This window comes from Pseudoalteromonas sp. PPB1 (assembly GCF_015356275.1).
Taxonomy (GTDB): Bacteria; Pseudomonadota; Gammaproteobacteria; order Enterobacterales; family Alteromonadaceae; genus Pseudoalteromonas; species Pseudoalteromonas rubra_D.
Window position 1 is genome coordinate 1 of record NZ_JACEQV010000035.1, and the last position, 17,199, is coordinate 17,199.

The 17,199-nt window shown below is 46.6% G+C and carries 14 protein-coding genes; 6 read left to right on the forward strand and 8 right to left on the reverse strand.

What is annotated here, in order from left to right:
- The first annotated feature begins 892 nt into the window (after positions 1-892).
- A complete protein-coding gene (locus IY568_RS22595) occupies positions 893-2,089 on the forward strand; it encodes a sugar ABC transporter substrate-binding protein (RefSeq protein WP_125559744.1) in 1,197 nt (398 codons plus the stop codon).
- Positions 2,061-4,265, forward strand: coding sequence for an ATP-binding protein (locus tag IY568_RS22600; protein ID WP_194868774.1), 2,205 nt, complete (start codon positions 2,061-2,063; stop codon positions 4,263-4,265). The genes IY568_RS22595 and IY568_RS22600 overlap by 29 nt, the downstream gene beginning before the upstream one ends.
- Before the next feature lie 128 nt (positions 4,266-4,393).
- On the opposite strand, the gene IY568_RS22605 is transcribed toward IY568_RS22600, so the two are convergent.
- The 4 genes from IY568_RS22605 to IY568_RS22620 all read right to left on the reverse strand — a co-directional run bounded on the left by IY568_RS22605 (position 4,394) and on the right by IY568_RS22620 (position 9,008).
- Positions 4,394-5,950 carry a SulP family inorganic anion transporter gene (locus IY568_RS22605; protein WP_194868775.1) on the reverse strand — a complete coding sequence of 519 codons (1,557 nt, stop codon included), beginning with the start codon at positions 5,948-5,950 and terminating at the stop codon, positions 4,394-4,396.
- A 112-nt stretch (positions 5,951-6,062) separates the two neighbouring features.
- Positions 6,063-6,521 (reverse strand): Lrp/AsnC family transcriptional regulator, encoded by a 459-nt coding sequence (locus IY568_RS22610; RefSeq protein WP_010387187.1) that lies wholly within the window; start codon positions 6,519-6,521, stop codon positions 6,063-6,065.
- 54 nt (positions 6,522-6,575) lie between these two features.
- Complete coding sequence (locus IY568_RS22615; protein ID WP_194868776.1) at positions 6,576-7,217, reverse strand: MBL fold metallo-hydrolase; 642 nt, start codon at positions 7,215-7,217, stop codon at positions 6,576-6,578.
- The gene (locus IY568_RS22620; RefSeq protein WP_125559750.1) at positions 7,218-9,008 is read right to left on the reverse strand and encodes a M14 family metallopeptidase; all 1,791 of its coding nucleotides are present in this window, start codon (positions 9,006-9,008) and stop codon (positions 7,218-7,220) included.
- A 141-nt stretch (positions 9,009-9,149) separates the two neighbouring features.
- On the opposite strand from IY568_RS22620, the gene IY568_RS22625 reads away from it, so the two are divergent.
- Positions 9,150-9,980: an SDR family oxidoreductase gene (locus IY568_RS22625; protein ID WP_194868777.1), complete on the forward strand. Its 831-nt coding sequence runs from the start codon at positions 9,150-9,152 to the stop codon at positions 9,978-9,980.
- A 57-nt stretch (positions 9,981-10,037) separates the two neighbouring features.
- Here the strand turns inward: IY568_RS22625 and rplT are convergent, their stop codons facing one another.
- From rplT to thrS, 4 genes are all read right to left on the reverse strand, one after another.
- On the reverse strand, positions 10,038-10,397 hold the full coding sequence (rplT, locus tag IY568_RS22630; protein WP_010387194.1) for a 50S ribosomal protein L20: 360 nt from the start codon (positions 10,395-10,397) through the stop codon (positions 10,038-10,040).
- A 15-nt stretch (positions 10,398-10,412) separates the two neighbouring features.
- Complete coding sequence (gene rpmI, locus IY568_RS22635) at positions 10,413-10,613, reverse strand: 50S ribosomal protein L35 (RefSeq protein ID WP_010387195.1); 201 nt, start codon at positions 10,611-10,613, stop codon at positions 10,413-10,415.
- Between the two features lie 204 nt (positions 10,614-10,817).
- On the reverse strand, positions 10,818-11,381 hold the full coding sequence (infC, locus tag IY568_RS22640) for a translation initiation factor IF-3 (protein WP_010387196.1): 564 nt from the start codon (positions 11,379-11,381) through the stop codon (positions 10,818-10,820).
- Positions 11,382-11,453: 72 nt separating this feature from the next.
- A complete protein-coding gene (gene thrS / locus IY568_RS22645; RefSeq protein WP_194868778.1) occupies positions 11,454-13,364 on the reverse strand; it encodes a threonine--tRNA ligase in 1,911 nt (636 codons plus the stop codon).
- A 237-nt stretch (positions 13,365-13,601) separates the two neighbouring features.
- On the opposite strand from thrS, the gene IY568_RS22650 reads away from it, so the two are divergent.
- The 3 genes from IY568_RS22650 (at position 13,602) to IY568_RS22660 (ending at position 17,197) form a co-directional block, all read left to right on the forward strand.
- Positions 13,602-14,606 carry an endonuclease/exonuclease/phosphatase family protein gene (locus IY568_RS22650; protein ID WP_040645231.1) on the forward strand — a complete coding sequence of 335 codons (1,005 nt, stop codon included), beginning with the start codon at positions 13,602-13,604 and terminating at the stop codon, positions 14,604-14,606.
- A gap of 75 nt (positions 14,607-14,681) precedes the next feature.
- Positions 14,682-15,143, forward strand: coding sequence for a DUF3010 family protein (locus tag IY568_RS22655; RefSeq protein ID WP_194868779.1), 462 nt, complete (start codon positions 14,682-14,684; stop codon positions 15,141-15,143).
- Between the two features lie 209 nt (positions 15,144-15,352).
- Positions 15,353-17,197, forward strand: coding sequence for an ABC transporter ATP-binding protein (locus IY568_RS22660; RefSeq protein ID WP_125559758.1), 1,845 nt, complete (start codon positions 15,353-15,355; stop codon positions 17,195-17,197).
- Positions 17,198-17,199 lie beyond the last annotated feature (2 nt).

The window sequence follows — 17,199 nt, forward strand, 5'->3', positions numbered from 1 at the left end:
CAGTTGGTTAGAGCACCACCTTGACATGGTGGGGGTCGGTGGTTCGAATCCACTCGGTCGTACCAATTTAATCTTTCTTGGTTAATTTTAACGTCGCCTACTATTGCAAACCGTAGCTCAGTTGTTTAGAGCACCACCACTCTCTATGACCCGGTCCAGTGGTCAGTGGTTCAGAACCTCTCGGTCGTACCAATTATTCCCTCTTAGTTAATTTTTAACGTGCCTACTATTGTACCACCGTAGCTCAGTCGGTTAGAGCACCACCACTCTCTACAACCCGGTCCAGTGGTCAGTGATTCAGATCCACTCGGTCGTACCAATTATTCCCTCTTGTTAATTTTTAACGTGCCTACTATTGTACCACCGTAGCTCAGTTGATTAGAGCACCAACACTCTCTATGACCCGGTCCAGTGGTCAGTGATTCAGATCCACTCGGTCGTACCAATTAATCTTTCTCGGTTAATTTTCAAAGCGTCTACTATTGTAGGACCGTAGCTCAGTTGATTAGAGCACCACCACACTCTATTACCCGGTCCAGCAGTCAATGGTTCGAATCAGCTCGACCCGACCAACTTCTCATATTTCCTTACTCCTTCACATATAAACAATCACACGACATTAAATCACGCCCTTCTTAATCAGCATCCTTTAAGCCTGTATATTGTCGCAATCGCAAAAGTCGTACTACCTTTTAAATTCAACTGCTTCTGAGTCTGCTGGTTTCGACTGACCTTTACGTCACTCTATATCGCAGCGGCCTATCTCATAGTTGTCATAACCGTTCGCTATCATGACACGTTATCAATTCTAATTGGTCTTGGCACACCTCAGTTTGCCCTGGCCATAGAATTTGCTATACATTAAATAGATTATCACTCACTAAGGAAGGCCATGTCTGGCAGGTTAAGTTTGACTCTTTTACTCATGCTGATGACGAGCCTGTTCAGTAGTTTGGGATATACCAGTCAAAAACCACAACAATCGTTGACCATTGCCATCGGATTGGAAAATTACGACTTTAAGCCCCTGTTTGCCGAATTCACCAGAAAAACGGGTATCCAAGTTAAGGTAGTTGAATTTGAAAATAACACACTCAAATCGGAATTATTGCTCCGTGCCAGTAATAATGCGTTGCCGGACGGCATCATAGTTCCTGCGGATTACATGGGACTGACAGCACTCAACTTATCCGAAGTGCCTGAGAACTGGCTGTCCACACACCTGATAGAACAAGTAAAATCCAACATCAAAGCCAACGGCACGACACTTGGCGTACCTATTGTTTTTGGCAATCACCTGATGCTGTATTACAACAGGACGCTGGTGAGCCAACCTGCTAAAAGCTGGCAACAACTCCGCGCACAGCAGCAAGCCCAGGGGGTTGAGATAAGCTGGAATTATTACGAGATGTACTGGTTTAGGGCATTTCTGGGCACCTTTGGTACGCCACTGATTTTGAATGGTCATGTGAACCTGGACACACCAGCGATGATTCGCGCTCTGCGTTGGTATAAGTCGCTCAAAGAAGAAAACTGGCTTGACGTAGAGTGTAACTACGAATGCACGGTTAATCGATTTTTGGCTGGCGAAGTTGCCTATACCATCAATGGCTCCTGGATGTTCCAGCGCTTCTCCGAGCATTTTGCGGACAAATTAGGGGTCGCACAATTGCCCAGCCTGGGTGATGCACCTATGCGCTCCTACTTTTCATCACATGTCATGGCCTTTCCCAATAATGCCCTGTCGGGCCCCAAAAGTGCAGAACTTAAACGCTTATCTGAATTCTTACAATCCCTACCGGTACAAACCAACTTTTGGTCGTCAATTAATGCTCTACCTGTCGATAAGCGCGCATTAGACACGTTAAAAATACAAGGCATTACCCAGGTTGAGGCGCTTATCACAACACTGGAATACACAGAGCCGATGCCCAACGAAGCACAAATGGCTTTTGTGTGGGAAGCCATGTTGAAAGGCCTGACACGCCACCTTGCTGGCGTACTGGATGAGCAACAGGCCGCCCATTTCATGCAACATATCGTAGAAAAGTCGATTAGCTATGAGCAAGAAAAAAAACCTGGTCAGTGAATTACAGCTTAAAGTCGGCACTATGGTCCTGGTCTTGTTAACCATTGCCCTGGCCCATTTCGCCTATAGCGCCTGGACACAAGCCAATAAAATCGCATCAGATACCGTTGCACAACGCGCAACCAGCCTGTCTTTGGACATAAAAAACAGACTGGCCGAACTGACATTTCAGGTCGCACACTACAGCGACCACCGGATCCTGGCAGAGTTGCCTTTAAACCTTTTGTACACACAATACGCGCTTAAGGAGATCCGAGAGCTGGTATCCAAATCTCCATTGGTCAAAAGTGTGATGATCAGTGATGGCTCTCCTTACATTGTTGAGGGTTACCCCCTTTATACCTTGCACTGGGCGACTCCTTCTATCATTGAACATACCACCTCTGTTATTAACGAAAGTGCACGCGAGTTGATGGTAAGAAAGCTATTGATCAGCAACGCAGAGCTCAACGTTAAATCGGCCCACGAAGGAACACTGTTTATTGCCGTGCCGTTACGGCAGACCTTACCCTCTCTCATCGACCCATTTCGTTATACCGGCGTGCTGTACTTTGAATTGGATGTTAGTCAGTTGGCGATTGAACTGGCTGACTATGAATCACTGACAACCTTTTCAGATCAGCAAATGTGGTTTCATAAAGGGCATGATGTCGACGCAGGACTCAATGCAACCTACCCCATTTATGAACGTGATACAGAAGGCCTGAATTTATCGCTATCGCTGTCCCATCAGCACAGCGCTTATACTCAGGAAATCCTGTACGCTATCATCAGAAGCGCAATGCTGGCATTAGGCGTGTTGATCATACTTTTCTGGTACCTCGCCTACGTCAGCCGTAAAGTCACGACTCCCATGAAGCAGCTTGAAAAATACTGCATGTCTCTGACATCAGGTAACTATGAGCAGAATAATGCAAACCTCGAATATGAAGAGCTAAAAACACTGCAAAAGACCCTTAACAAGCTGGTCGACACCGTCAATACACAGGTCACACAACTTAAGCAGGAGAAAGTGCGAGCCGAGCAATCGGAGCTGGCCAAAGCACAATTTCTTGCCACCATGAGCCACGAGATTCGCACCCCAATGAATGCGATTCTGGGCGTTTTTCAGCTTCTGAGACAAGAGGATCTTCGTGTGCAAGAACGCTCCCTGATTGAACAAGGCTATACCTCTTCACAAACCTTACTCGGCCTGGTGAATGACATACTCGACTTTTCTAAAATGGAAGCTGGCAAACTCACACTCGAGGTTCTGGCTGTGGACATTCCGCAGTTATGTCGGGAAGTCATTCAGGAGTACCAACACGTGGCCCGTGACAAACAGGTTGCGCTGAAACTGGACTCACAGTTGCAAGCGCACTTATCAATCAAACTTGCCGACCCTCTGCGGCTAAAACAAATCCTTCGTAACCTGCTATCAAATGCAATCAAGTTCACAGAGCAAGGCCAGGTAACTTTGAGAGTGCAAGGTGACGACAATGGACTCGCGATAGAGGTCTGCGATAGCGGAATTGGTATGACTCACACCCAGCTTTCCAATTTGTTTAAACATTTTCATCAGGCCGACAATTCAACCACTCGAAAATACGGCGGCTCAGGACTGGGACTGGCTATTGTCAAACAGCTAGTGGAGCTCATGCAAGGTGAGGTAAGAGTCACAAGTGTTGCAGGGGATGGCAGTCAGTTTACGGTCACACTCCCGCTGCAAAGTGTTAAAATCGCAACCCAGTCTGCAATCGCAGATAGACAAACACAACCTCAAGTCCCAGATCTGCGCGGTGTTAAGGTACTGCTTGCTGAAGATAACCTGATTAATCAGCAAATATTTTCAGCCATGATGAAAAAGACCAATGCAACACTCATTATGGCGGCTAACGGTAAGCTCGCTATGGAGAGCTTTAATAAAGCTCGACCTGACCTCTTCTTTGTTGATATTCAAATGCCCGTGATGGATGGTATAGAGGTTTGCCAACAGGTAAAAAGCACCGACTATCACAATCCACTCATCGCCATTACAGCCAATGTACTCCCGGAGGATGTCAGCCGTTACCTCTCTCTCGGGTTTGACGACTTCGTTGCTAAACCAATTGATATGCAGGCACTGTTCGATACCATTACCCGAGTATTGGAAAGTGATACTCAATCTGGTGAGGCGACGAAGTCAAACACAATCTAAAGGCAGCTTATTGGCGCACGAGCACTGTGTGAGCGCACAGAGCGTCTAAAAACGGTTACATGGTGCAGGAGGAAAGGCAGTAGCCTGGGTTGTTCAGAAGCCCCAGTGAAGGGGCTTCTGTCCCGAAGTTACGCCAGTTTATCCGATGCAACTTTATATTTTGGATCTTCTATCACATTCACTTCCACCAAATCTGCCGCTTTTGCCAATAACAGCTGACAATCCTGACTGAGGTGGCGTAAATGTAATTTTTTACCGGCTTTAGTGTACTTTTCAGCAAGCGCATCAATGGCTTCAATTGCACTGTGGTCCGCAACTCGGCTATGTTTGAACTCAATGATCACATCAGCCGGATCATTTGCCACATCAAACAACTCAGCAAAATTCTTCACAGAGCCAAAGAATAATGGGCCATGTAACTCATACACTTTTGAGCCCTGCTCATCAATGTAATTGCTGGTATAGATATGTTTAGCGTGCTCCCAGGCGAAAACCAGCGCTGAGACAATCACACCGACACAGACTGCGATAGCAAGGTCGGTCACCACTGTGACACCAGATACCAGGACAATTACAAACGCGTCGCTCTTTGGAATGCGCTTCATCAGGCGGAAGCTGGACCACTCAAAAGTACCCAGTACAACCATAAACATCACACCAACCAAAGCAGCCAGTGGGATCATTTCGATTAGGCTGGCAGCAAACAAGATAAAGGCAAGCAGTAATATGGCAGCGGTGATACCAGACAGACGGCTACGACCACCTGAATTAATGTTGATCATTGACTGACCAATCATTGCACAGCCCCCCATTGCACCGAATACACCACAGGTCATGTTTGCAGCGCCCTGGCCAATACACTCTCTGTTCGAATGGCCACGTGTTTCAGTGATCTCGTCGATCAAGGTCAGGGTCAGTAATGATTCAATCAGACCAATCGCGGCAAGGATCAGTGCATATGGGAAAATAATCGTGAAAGTTTCCCATGTCCACGGCACCTGAGGGATATGGAATTCAGGGAAGCCACCTGCAATAGTAGCATTCACGTTGCCACTCATATCTTTGAGGTAATCCAGAACGTTACGCGTATCCAGGTCGAGTCCAATCACCAAACCAGTAACCACCAGGATTGCTGCCAGGCTTGACGGTACCGCCGTTGTTAGTTTTGGTAGAAAGTGGATGATTGCCATCGTCAGCGCTACCAGACCAGCCATGATATAAAGCTGCTGCCCTTGCATCCACTGTAATGTGCCAGTTCCATCCATCACCTTAAACTGGCCAAGCTGAGCCAGGAAAATCACGATGGCCAGGCCATTTACGAAGCCGAGCATCACCGGGTGCGGTACCATACGAATGAACTTACCAAGCTTAAATACGCCTGCGAGGATCTGTAAGACCCCCATCAGCAACACTGTCGCAAACAGGTATTCGACACCATGTTCAATCACCAGGCTCACCATAACGACGGCAAGCGCACCGGTTGCACCAGATATCATACCTGGACGACCACCAAAAATAGACGTGATCAAGCCCACGATGAACGCGGCGTATAAGCCGACTAATGGGTCGACATGTGCGACAAACGCAAATGCGACAGCTTCAGGTACCAACGCCAGAGCGACGGTCAATCCTGACAGTATGTCGTTCTTAGCAGAGCTGGGCGCTTTGCCTATTAGATTAAACATTTAAATCCCCAAGATTATTACTACGACAGAAAAGCGCTGGATCCTAGCAAAATCCAGCGCTTTTAACAAATGAGATACATTATAGTTGAGTTTCAGGTCTGATGTATGACAATCAGATTGGCAGGGCTGTGGTTCGCTTAACGCACGTCATTGTAACATTTGAATGAACTTCCTGAACATATTCGAGGTTGAGCAGATTATCTCTGACAAATTGCTCATACCCTTCTATACCACGAGAAATAATGCGTAACATAAAGTCCATCGTGCCTGCCATCGTATAGCACTCAGTGACTTCGTCATAACTCATGATTAATTTTTCGAATTCTGCAAGGTTATTACGGCCATGGTTAGATAACTTAACATGAGCATAAACAAGCATATCAAAACCAAGCTGTTTCTCATCCAGCAATGCAACTTTTCCTTTGATATAACCATCTTGCTCGAGTTTGGCAATACGACGCCAACAAGGTGACTGGGACAGCCCTACTTTGTCGGCTATTTCTGCCGTAGATAAACTCGCATCTTGCTGTAACAGCGCTAGTATTTGACGATCAACCTGATTTAATGACATATTTTTCTTAATTTTTAATTAGTTAAATGAATACAGTGCCGATAGACTCAGTTATCAGCCAAACCGCCCGCTCATAAAAGGATTATGTCGCAGCTCATACCCAATCGACGTATCTTCACCATGGCCACTCATTACCCGAGTCGCCTCTGGTAAAGTGAATAGCTGAGTTTCGATAGAACGTTTTAGCAATGCCGCATCCCCCTTTGGAAAATCTGTTCTGCCGACTGAGCCTTTGAACAACACATCACCAACCAATACAGTTGCACTCTGTGGCTCATAAAACACGACATGACCCGGCGTATGTCCGGGACAGTGGCGCACTTCCAATTTCAGCTCGCCAAGTTCAACGCATTCACCGTCTTCAAGCCAGCGCCTGGGAAAGAACGAGGCCTGCGGTGCAAAGCCAAACATCTGCGCTTGCATAGGTAATGCATCAAACCAAAACTTATCTTCGCGCTGTGGCCCGACAATATCAACCCCTAAAGCTTCGGATAACGCCTCACTGGCACCAACATGGTCAAGATGCCCATGCGTAAGCAAAATCATTTCAACTTTAAGGGTGCGTTCCTTTATAACAGACAATATTTTATCAACATCGCCCCCCGGGTCAACCACTGCGCACAGTCCTGTGCCAGGACAACAAATAATCCGACAGTTCTGCATAAATGGTGTGACGGGTATGGTGATTACCTGCATTTATTTTTCCTTAAAGGACATGAGTATCGGATACTTCAGATAAGCCTGATCATAATATGGCGTACGCTGATATAGCCACTCCATTCTCGCTTTTGGATCTTTCGCAAAGGCTTTATCCTCGCTGATTTTTTTATCAAACGCCAGTGCCATTGCCGGATTGTCTTTTAACATTTTCCGGGCGAAAGGTTCAAGCGCATAATTTTCAACGTACTCAGTGCGCTGGAACACGCCAGGGAAATCCCCCCAGGCGAAAAACGAGTCAGGTGCTTGAGGGTGTAGCAAATGGGTTACCAGCTCTCCATTGGCTTGCTGAGTTGACACTCGATACCAGCCCGACAGGCTCAGGGATGTCGACACTGCCTGCTGCTCAAATTCGGCACTAACACGAAAACGTCCTTCAAATGGGGTGTCTGCAAATTGATATGAGGTTATCGCAAGCTGAACCAAATCATCAGCCAATACATCAGTATTCAGCTGCTCAACGGTAACCCCATGGAGTTTAAGCTTTTCCACAGTATTGGTATAAGCAGGCGGAATGTAAAACGCACTGGGCACTTTCACTTTAACCTTTACTTCTTTTTGCCAGTATACGGGGAGTTGCTCATACAACATTGGCTCGCCAAGATATTTGGCTTCCATTTGACCTGATAACGCACTTTTGAAGCGTTTATAGGCAATACCTTTAAATGTGATCAGTGCTGGTTTTTCAGCATAGCTGCGTTCAACAACCAACTCATCCGGCACAAAATGTTTCTCTGTTTCGACCGCTTTAGCTAATGCCTGATGATGCTCAGACAATGCATCAATGACGCCATCAACAAATACATAAGTACCTAGTACTCGTTGTTTATAAGGTTTTAGAGAATGATTCTCTAACAATATGCTCGGCAGTGCCTTAATATCTGCCCAGCCATTTGAAAACCGCGGGCCAGCCACCCAGCCTGCGAGCCCTTTTTTAAAGTCTCGTTTATCCATTACAAACACCAGAGGGCCTGGCTCATGGCCTTGCTGGCGAAGTTTTTCGTCTATCATAGGCGTAAAATGCTGCTCCAGCACTTTAGCAACAGCGGGCGACTCACTGGCAAAGCTGGGATTAAACCCATAGGTAATATCATATTGATAGTCAGCGCCATCCGTCACATGCAAGTCAAGATACATAGCGGGCTGGTATTGATTGATCACTTGCATAACAGCTCGCACACCTGGCGTGTCAAGCTTAGTGTAGTCACGATTGAGGTTCAGATTGAGCCCATTGGTGCGATAACCCATCGTCGCAGGGCCACGCTGATTTATGCGGTTATAGGCACTTCTTCTCTCGTGACCATCGACGTTCAGCACGGGAATAAACAGAATATTAACCTTGTTGAGCACATCACGCCGTTTGCCCGTCGCTATATCGCGTAAAAGCATAAACATAGCATCTTTGCCGTCTATTTCGCCCGCGTGGATCCCAGCCTGGACCAGCAATGTCGGTTTGTTGTTATTTTTCAACATAGCTGGACTGAACTGATTTACCTGAGACGCAATCAACATTTTAATATCGCGGCCTGCATTACTCTTCCCTATCGTAACCGCCTTAAACTGAGTTGGATTCGCCGCGACCAGGCGGTCGATAAATGCCATCGTTTTTGCATAGTCCGGACTTTCCAGACCCTTGCTCAGTTCAAAATCTGTGGTGAGTGGTCCCTGCTCCTGCATCAGGTCGACACTTTTTCCCTGCCAGTCTTGCAGCGGTGGTAAATGACTATTCAGATTTACTGTTGCACTTAGCAAAACAATGCCTAAATTCATAAACAATCTTTATTTTTATCTATCAATATAATGATTATATCAATATTTAAATTAACAACTTACAATGTGCGGTGATTCTACAAAAATTCACAGTTAATCGCGAGCTAACTTTTGGCCCTGCGAAAAAACATGGATAAACACATGACAAAATCGATATTAATCACCGGTTGCTCCTCCGGCATTGGCTATTACTGCGCCAAGGCGCTTCACCTCGCCGGATTTCGCGTAGTGGCGTCGGTGCGCAATCCTGAACACTTGACGCGCTTTGAAGCTGACGACATACCCTGTATTTTGTTGGATCTGGCTGATGAAGCGTCTATCAAAAAGGGATTTGATGAGGCTGTTACGCTGTGCGACGGAAAGCTCGATGCGCTGTTTAACAATGGCGCTTATGGTCAGCCCGGCGCGGTAGAAGACTTACCAACCGAGGTTTTACGCGCACAATTTGAAACCAATTTGTTCGGCTGGCATACCCTGACGCGCCTGGCAGTAGCGCATATGAGAAAGCATGGCGGAGACAGCCGGATCATTCAAAACTCATCGGTGCTGGGGCTCGTCGCATTGCCCTATCGCGGCGCCTACAATGCCAGTAAATTCGCGCTGGAAGGACTTACGGATACACTCCGTATGGAGCTAAGCGAGTCAAATATTCAGGTAAGTCTGATAGAGCCTGGCCCTGTCTTATCTGATTTTCGCCGCAATGCACGCATTGCATTTGAGCAGCATATTGAAATAAGCAGCAGTGCACATAAAGCAGAGTACGAAGCACAATTAGCTCGCCTGAATGCGCAGTCTGCACCACAAAAGTTTACCTTAGGGCCTGATGCGGTCTACGAAAAGCTCGTGCATGCACTGACAGCAAAACGCGCAAAGCCCAGGTATTATGTGACCTTCCCGACCTACTTAATGGGATATCTTAAGCGCCTGCTTAGCTCAGCCTGGCTGGACAAAATTTTGCTCAAAAATAGATAGGATCAAAAAAAGGAGCCATAGGCTCCTTTTCTTTCAATCGCTTAACTTAATATAGAATTAAGCTGCAAGACCTTCTTTTGCTTTAGCAACAAGTGCTGCGAAAGCTACCTGGTCGTATACTGCGATATCAGCTAGGATCTTACGATCGATTTCAACAGATGACTTTTTAAGGCCATTGATGAAACGGCTGTAAGAAAGGCCGTTTTGACGTGCAGCAGCGTTGATACGTGCAATCCATAGTTGACGGAAAGTACGTTTCTTAGCGCGACGGTCACGGTAAGCGTATTGACCTGCTTTAGTTACTGCCTGGAAAGCTACGCGATAAACGCGTGAACGCGCTCCGTAGTAACCTTTAGCTTGCTTTAATACTTTTTTGTGACGTGCACGTGCGATAACACCGCGTTTAACTCTTGCCATTTCTGATATCCTCTATTAAGCGAATGGTAACATACGATTGATAAGACCCAGGTCATTCTTATGAACCATAGTCTTGTTACGTAGGTGAAGTTTACGCTTAGAAGATTTCTTAGTCAGAATGTGACGAAGATGCGACTGTTTACGCTTGAAACCGCCAGAAGCAGTCTTTTTGAAGCGCTTAGCAGCACCTCTGTGTGTCTTTAGTTTGTAAGACATTGCAATAACTCCAAATGATATTGCGTTAACGTTATGCAAGCAGGCGGATGATAAACATCACTTTGTTGGCCTGGTATGCACCCTAATTCCGGTGAAAAGCCACACGTGACCTTTACTTAGGTACCGGTTAACTCAGGTGGCTGACGCACTTTAAACCTGAGTTAAATTCTGTCGATCGTTAAATCGGCGCGTATTATGCCTTGCTTAAGACTTTTTCGCAATAGGTGCCATCATCATAATCATTTGACGACCTTCAACCCGGTTCGGGAATGACTCTACCTGAGCCACTTCTTCCAGATCGGCTTTCAAACGATTAAGCATTTCAATGGCAATTTCCTGGTGAGCCATTTCACGGCCACGGAAACGAATGGTGATTTTCGCTTTGTCGCCCGCTTCAAGGAATTTGCGAAGGTTACGCAGTTTAACCTGATAATCGCCTTCGTCCGTGCCAGGACGGAATTTGATTTCTTTAACCTGGATCTGTTTTTGCTTTTTCTTTTGTTCTTTTTGTAGTTTTGCTTTTTCAAAAAGGAACTTACCATAGTCCATAACTTTACAGACTGGTGGCTCTGCATTTGGACTGATCTCAACCAGGTCCAGGCCGGCTTCTTCTGCAAGCGTTCTTGCTTCTCTAATAGAAACTACGCCCGCCTGCTCGCCTTCAGCGTCAATTAAACGAACTTCTTTTGCTGATATTTCTTCATTGATACGATTTTTCTGAGCAGTAGTTTGCCCTTTTTTGCCGCCTCTAATGGTACGTTCCTCCAAAAAGTCAAAAATATATTGTGCGAAAAGCGATATGAATTAAGTGATAAGCCTTTCGCACAGGTTTACTATAAATTAACGTCTGTCTTTAATCTCTTCGCTGATTTTAGCGACGAAGTCATCCACAGAGAACTTGCCCAGGTCTTCGCCTTTGCGCGTTCTTACCGCTACTTCTTGTTGTTCAACTTCTTTGTCACCGACAACAAGCAGATAAGGGATACGTTTTAAAGTATGCTCGCGGATTTTAAAGCCAATCTTTTCATTTCTCAAGTCAGCACAGGCTCTTATTCCAAGTTTATTCAGTTTTTGTACAACTTCGTGCACATAGTCTGCCTGTTTGTCGGTGATATTCATGATCACCACTTGCTTCGGCGCAAGCCAGGTCGGGAATAACCCTGCGTACTCTTCGGTTAAAATACCGATGAAACGCTCTATTGACCCTAACACGGCGCGGTGGATCATCACCGGCGTTTTACGTTCATTATTTTCCGCTACATACGTCGCGCCTAAACGGCCCGGTAAAGCAAAGTCTAGCTGCACTGTGCCACATTGCCAAGCACGCTCAAGACAGTCATACAAAGTAAATTCGATCTTAGGACCGTAGAATGCACCTTCGCCCGGCAAATAACCAAATTCGATATCATTTGCTTTTAGTGCATCAGCCAGTGCTTCTTCAGCCTTGTCCCACATTTCGTCATCACCGATACGTTTCTCAGGACGCGTTGAGAGCTTTACAACAATTTTCTCAAAGCCGAACGTCGAATAGGTATCATAGATCATATTGATACAGGCGGATACTTCATCCATTACCTGCTCTTCGGTACAGAAGACGTGCGCATCATCCTGAGTAAAGCCACGCACACGCATCAGGCCGTGCAATGCACCTGATGGCTCGTTACGGTGACAACAGCCAAACTCTGCCATACGCAGCGGCAGATCACGATACGACTTCAGACCTTGGTTGAAGATCTGAACGTGGCCAGGACAGTTCATTGGCTTTATTGCATACTCACGCTTCTCAGACTCAGTGGTGAACATCGCATCCGAGTACTTGTCCCAGTGACCTGATTTTTCCCACAGACCACGGTCCATCATTAACGGACCTTTCACTTCTTCGTATGCATATTCACGCAGCTTTTCACGCACGAAATCTTCTAACTCACGATAGATGCTCCACCCATCGTTGTGCCAGAAAACCATGCCAGGCGCTTCTTCTTGCCAGTGCCACAAATCAAGCGCTTTACCAATTTTACGGTGATCGCGTTTCTCGGCTTCTTCAAGGCGTTTCAGGTAAGCTTTAAGCTGCTTCTTATCAGCCCACGCTGTGCCGTAGATACGCTGCAGCATTTTATTTTCGGCATTACCACGCCAGTATGCGCCAGCCACCTTCATGATTTTGAAATGGTGGCAGAATTTCATGTTTGGTACGTGTGGACCACGACACATATCAACATATTCTTCGTGATGGTACAGACCCGGACGATCATCTTTTTCGATGTTCTCGTCCAGGATTTCCATCTTATAGGTCTCACCACGCGCTTCAAACGCATCGCGAGCTTCTTGCCAGCTAACTTTCTTTTTAACAACGTCGTAATTGGTTTTGGCTAGCTCAAGCATACGTTTTTCGATGGCATCGAGGTCTTCCTGGGTCAGCGAGTGCTCCATATCGATGTCATAATAAAAACCATTATCTATGGTCGGGCCGATCGCCATTTTCGCTTCAGGGAAAAGCTGTTTAACCGCATGGCCGATCAGGTGAGCACAAGAGTGACGAATGATCTCTAAGCCATCTTCATCTTTGGCTGTGATAATTTCTAATTGTGCATCCTGTTCAATCGGATCACAGGCATCAACACGCACACCGTCTACACGACCTGCAATGGTGGCCTTAGCCAAACCAGGGCCGATGTCTTGAGCGACTTCTAAAGTTGTAACCGGGTTTTCAAATATACGCTGACTGCCGTCAGGGAGAGTAATTACTGGCATGATAATTCCTACTTACAGTGGTGACACCTACAACGCATCACATGTACTAGTTTAAGTTAATTGTTTTAAATTTGATGCCCATCAACACTTTTACGAATAAGCATTGGCTGAACAGTGGTATACTGTCGGTGTCCGGGGACTTTCAAACGCAGCGCCCATTGTGAACGCTCACGTGACGAGTTGCAAGGAAAAGACTAAGATTAAGCAGGGATTTTGGCTAAAATGACGGGGAAAACCATGGCACAGAAACACTCATACAAGTTTGCATCTTTTAATTTGCTGAACTTTGCTGCGCCGCCCTATTCTTTTTACCAGCTGGAAGAATCGTATAACGACACTCAATGGCTGACCAAAACACAGTTCATTACGGGCCTGATCCAACATATGGACCCCAGCGTAATTGTGTTTCAGGAGGTATTTAGCCCCGAGACACTGGCCACCTTGTGTGAAGATCTGGGACTGCCTTATTTCGCAACCGTTGACACCCCAAAACCGGACTTGGTTTACCCAAATGTGCTGTTCAATCCCATTGTCGCCATTGCCAGCAAATTCCCGTTTAAGAGCTTTACCCCGTTGGAACCGTGCCCCGAATTACTGGAATACCTCAACAATCAGCATCAATTTAAGTTTAACCGGACCCCAATAAAATGTAGCTTCGAGCTGCCTGGCTTAGGCCTGACAACCGTTTATGCCGTACACTTTAAATCCCAGCGAGTTCACTCAATGGCCCACATGCTGGGCAACACTCCTCAGGAGGATCCTCTTCTGACTTTATTGCATCAAACGGTTGGCACCATGCAATCTCAAATATCCCGCTCACTCGAAGCCTCTATTGTCTATTATGATGCACTGAAGACACAGCGCGAAAAAGGCGCCGCGACACTGGTGATGGGCGATTTTAACGATCACATTGCCAGTCCTGCGCTGTCTTTTATGACACAACAGTTCCCAACCAGCGCCATCCACCAGGACTTTAACAGCGTCGGGCTGTTCGACAGTTTTTGTCTGGCCGATAACCAACTCAGTTTCGGACAAAAACCCCCCACACATTATTATCAGGGGGTGGGCAACACACTTGACTACATCCTCGCCTCCAAAGAATTCAATCCTAACCTTGAGCAAAGCAAGGTCAGGCGTCTCACCTACCATAATTACGCGTCACACTTAGACCCCAAACGAGATGAAGAAGACATTCGCTATTCCGATCACGCGGCCATCGCCATCGAAATGATACTGCAATAAGTTCTCGGTCATGATGAGCTGTGATATGATCCTTACTTATAACGATTTATTTGACCAGTTAATGGGAAACCAACAATGAGAACACTCGGTGTAGAGATTACCGGCAGCGAGGCCCTGCTGTGCCTTCTGAGCAAAGAAGAAGACGTTTTTGATATTCGCGATATTCGCCAGACTCGCTTTACACTTGGCAATATTGGCCAGGACACAGACGCAATGCGCAAATTCCACTTCGATTTTGCCAAACTGGTAGAAGATTACAAAATTGACTCTATTGCCATTCGTCAACGTGCCCATAAAGGCAAGTTTGCGGGCAGCGCAGCGGGCTTTAAAATGGAAGCAGCGCTACAGCTTATTGAAGGCACTGATGTGAAGTTATTGTCTTCCACGGAAGTGAAAGAGCAGCTTAAACGTAACCCTGTACCTGTTGACTTCGCCGATACTGGCCTGAAAAAGTACCAGGAACAAGCGTTCCACAACGCCTACGTATTCATTATGCGTAAAACTTACGGTCATGAAGACGTCGAGCAGGCAGAATAATTACTGGCCCGGCAATTGTGCCGGGCTTTCTCTTTACATAACCAGCTAACACACTCTCCCCTTTCACTTTTTTCAAATTGTCACTTGGTTTTCATACAGGTTCTGAGTTATAAAGTACGCTTGGCGTGTGCTTTTTCTGAACAGTCTACGTTTGCACACCTCATCTACTTGCAGGGTCATTTCGGCACTGTCATCATGCAGGAGGCACTATGCTTAGGTTCTTTGAACGATTCACCGTACCATTCCCGTCACGCCCAGCAACACAGCCACCCCAGGGGTTACTGGCATTTTGCCGGTTTTATACTAAAGGAATGGAGTTGCCACTGCTACTCATGTCACTGAGCGCTGCTATTTTGGCCACACTGGAGGTCATGCTGTTTGGCTTCATGGGCACGCTGGTTGACTGGATGCAGGCATATCCGCCTGCCGAATTATTCGAAGTGAAACGTCAGGAACTCACCATGATGGCCGCAATTACGCTCATTGGCCTGCCCTGCCTGGTATTTTTTCACAGCGCAATATTACATCAAAGTTTGCTGGGTAATTACCCTATGGCTATTCGATGGCTGGCACATCGCTATTTGCTCAAGCAAAGTGTGTCCTTCTATCAGGACGAATTTGCCGGACGCATTGCAACCAAAGTCATGCAAACAGCGCTGGCTATCCGCGAGGCTGTAATGAAACTGCTGGATGTGCTTGTTTACGTCATTGTGTACTTTGGTGCCATGCTTGCGCTTGTCAGCGATAGTGATATAAGAATGATGATCCCCTTGCTGATATGGCTGGCTCTGTATATCGGTATGCAGTTCTATTTTGTTCCACGGCTCAAACAGGTAGCCAGTAAGCAGGCCGATGCACGTTCGCAAATGACCGGTCGTATAGTCGACAGCTATACCAATATCACCACAGTTAAACTGTTCTCGTACAACAAACGGGAAGAAACTTATGCCCGTGACAGTATGAATTTGTTCATTGAACCCGTATATGCCCAAATGCGACTGGCAACGCAACTGAATGTCAGCATACAAACACTGAATTTCCTACTGGTCTTCAGTGTCGCGGCCGGCTCGCTCTATTTATGGTCACTCAGTGCAATTAGCAGCGGCGCCATCGCGATTACCATTGCCCTGGCTTTGCGTTTGAACGGTATGTCTCAGTGGATCATGTGGGAAGTATCCAGCCTGTTCGAAAACATAGGTACCGTCATCGATGGTAAAAATACCTTATCCAAACCATTGGATGTCCAGGATCAGCCCAATGCCCCGGCCTTAAACGTAACGCAGGGCGAAATCATATTTAACAATCTGCACTTTGCCTACAAACGCCAGCAGCAATCGGAGCAGCATACCGTTATTCAGGGACTAAACCTGACGATTGCCCCGGGCGAAAAAATCGGCATTGTGGGTCGCTCAGGTGCCGGCAAATCGACTTTGGTCAACTTACTGCTGCGCTTTTATGACGTTCAGCAAGGCACCATAAAAATAGATGGACAAGATATTTCGCAGGTCGACCAGGAAAGCCTGCGCGCGCACATTGCGATGGTGACCCAGGATACCGCACTGCTACATCGAAGCGTGCGGGATAATGTACTATATGGCCGCCCCGATGCGAGTGAAGATGACTTACTTAAGGCCATAGACAAAGCCGAAGCAAGTGAATTTATAAAATCGCTTGAAGACAACGAAGGTAACACTGGACTTGATGCCCAGGTCGGTGAGCGCGGTGTTAAACTCTCCGGAGGACAACGTCAGCGTATCGCCATTGCCAGAGTATTACTTAAAAACGCCCCTATTCTCATTCTGGACGAAGCAACTGCGGCGCTAGACTCCGAAGTAGAAGCGGCGATTCAGGATAGTTTAGACAGTTTGATGACGGGCAAAACCGTGATTGCTATTGCACATCGCCTGTCAACCATTGCGCAAATGGACCGGCTGATAGTGATGGATCAGGGCCAAATTGTTGAGCAAGGTACACATGATGAACTGCTCTCACAGAATGGCATTTACGCCAAACTGTGGGCACATCAAACCGGTGGGTTTATTGGCGTTGAATAACC

Coding starts and splice junctions, on each gene's coding strand:
- IY568_RS22595 (WP_125559744.1), top strand. CDS start 893: ATGTCTGGCAGGTTAAGTTTGACTCTTTTACTCATGCTGATGACGAGC.
- IY568_RS22600 (WP_194868774.1), top strand. CDS start 2,061: ATGAGCAAGAAAAAAAACCTGGTCAGTGAATTACAGCTTAAAGTCGGC.
- IY568_RS22605 (WP_194868775.1), bottom strand. CDS start 5,950: ATGTTTAATCTAATAGGCAAAGCGCCCAGCTCTGCTAAGAACGACATA.
- IY568_RS22610 (WP_010387187.1), bottom strand. CDS start 6,521: ATGTCATTAAATCAGGTTGATCGTCAAATACTAGCGCTGTTACAGCAA.
- IY568_RS22615 (WP_194868776.1), bottom strand. CDS start 7,217: ATGCAGGTAATCACCATACCCGTCACACCATTTATGCAGAACTGTCGG.
- IY568_RS22620 (WP_125559750.1), bottom strand. CDS start 9,008: ATGAATTTAGGCATTGTTTTGCTAAGTGCAACAGTAAATCTGAATAGT.
- IY568_RS22625 (WP_194868777.1), top strand. CDS start 9,150: ATGACAAAATCGATATTAATCACCGGTTGCTCCTCCGGCATTGGCTAT.
- rplT (WP_010387194.1), bottom strand. CDS start 10,397: ATGGCAAGAGTTAAACGCGGTGTTATCGCACGTGCACGTCACAAAAAA.
- rpmI (WP_010387195.1), bottom strand. CDS start 10,613: ATGTCTTACAAACTAAAGACACACAGAGGTGCTGCTAAGCGCTTCAAA.
- thrS (WP_194868778.1), bottom strand. CDS start 13,364: ATGCCAGTAATTACTCTCCCTGACGGCAGTCAGCGTATATTTGAAAAC.
- IY568_RS22650 (WP_040645231.1), top strand. CDS start 13,602: ATGGCACAGAAACACTCATACAAGTTTGCATCTTTTAATTTGCTGAAC.
- IY568_RS22655 (WP_194868779.1), top strand. CDS start 14,682: ATGAGAACACTCGGTGTAGAGATTACCGGCAGCGAGGCCCTGCTGTGC.
- IY568_RS22660 (WP_125559758.1), top strand. CDS start 15,353: ATGCTTAGGTTCTTTGAACGATTCACCGTACCATTCCCGTCACGCCCA.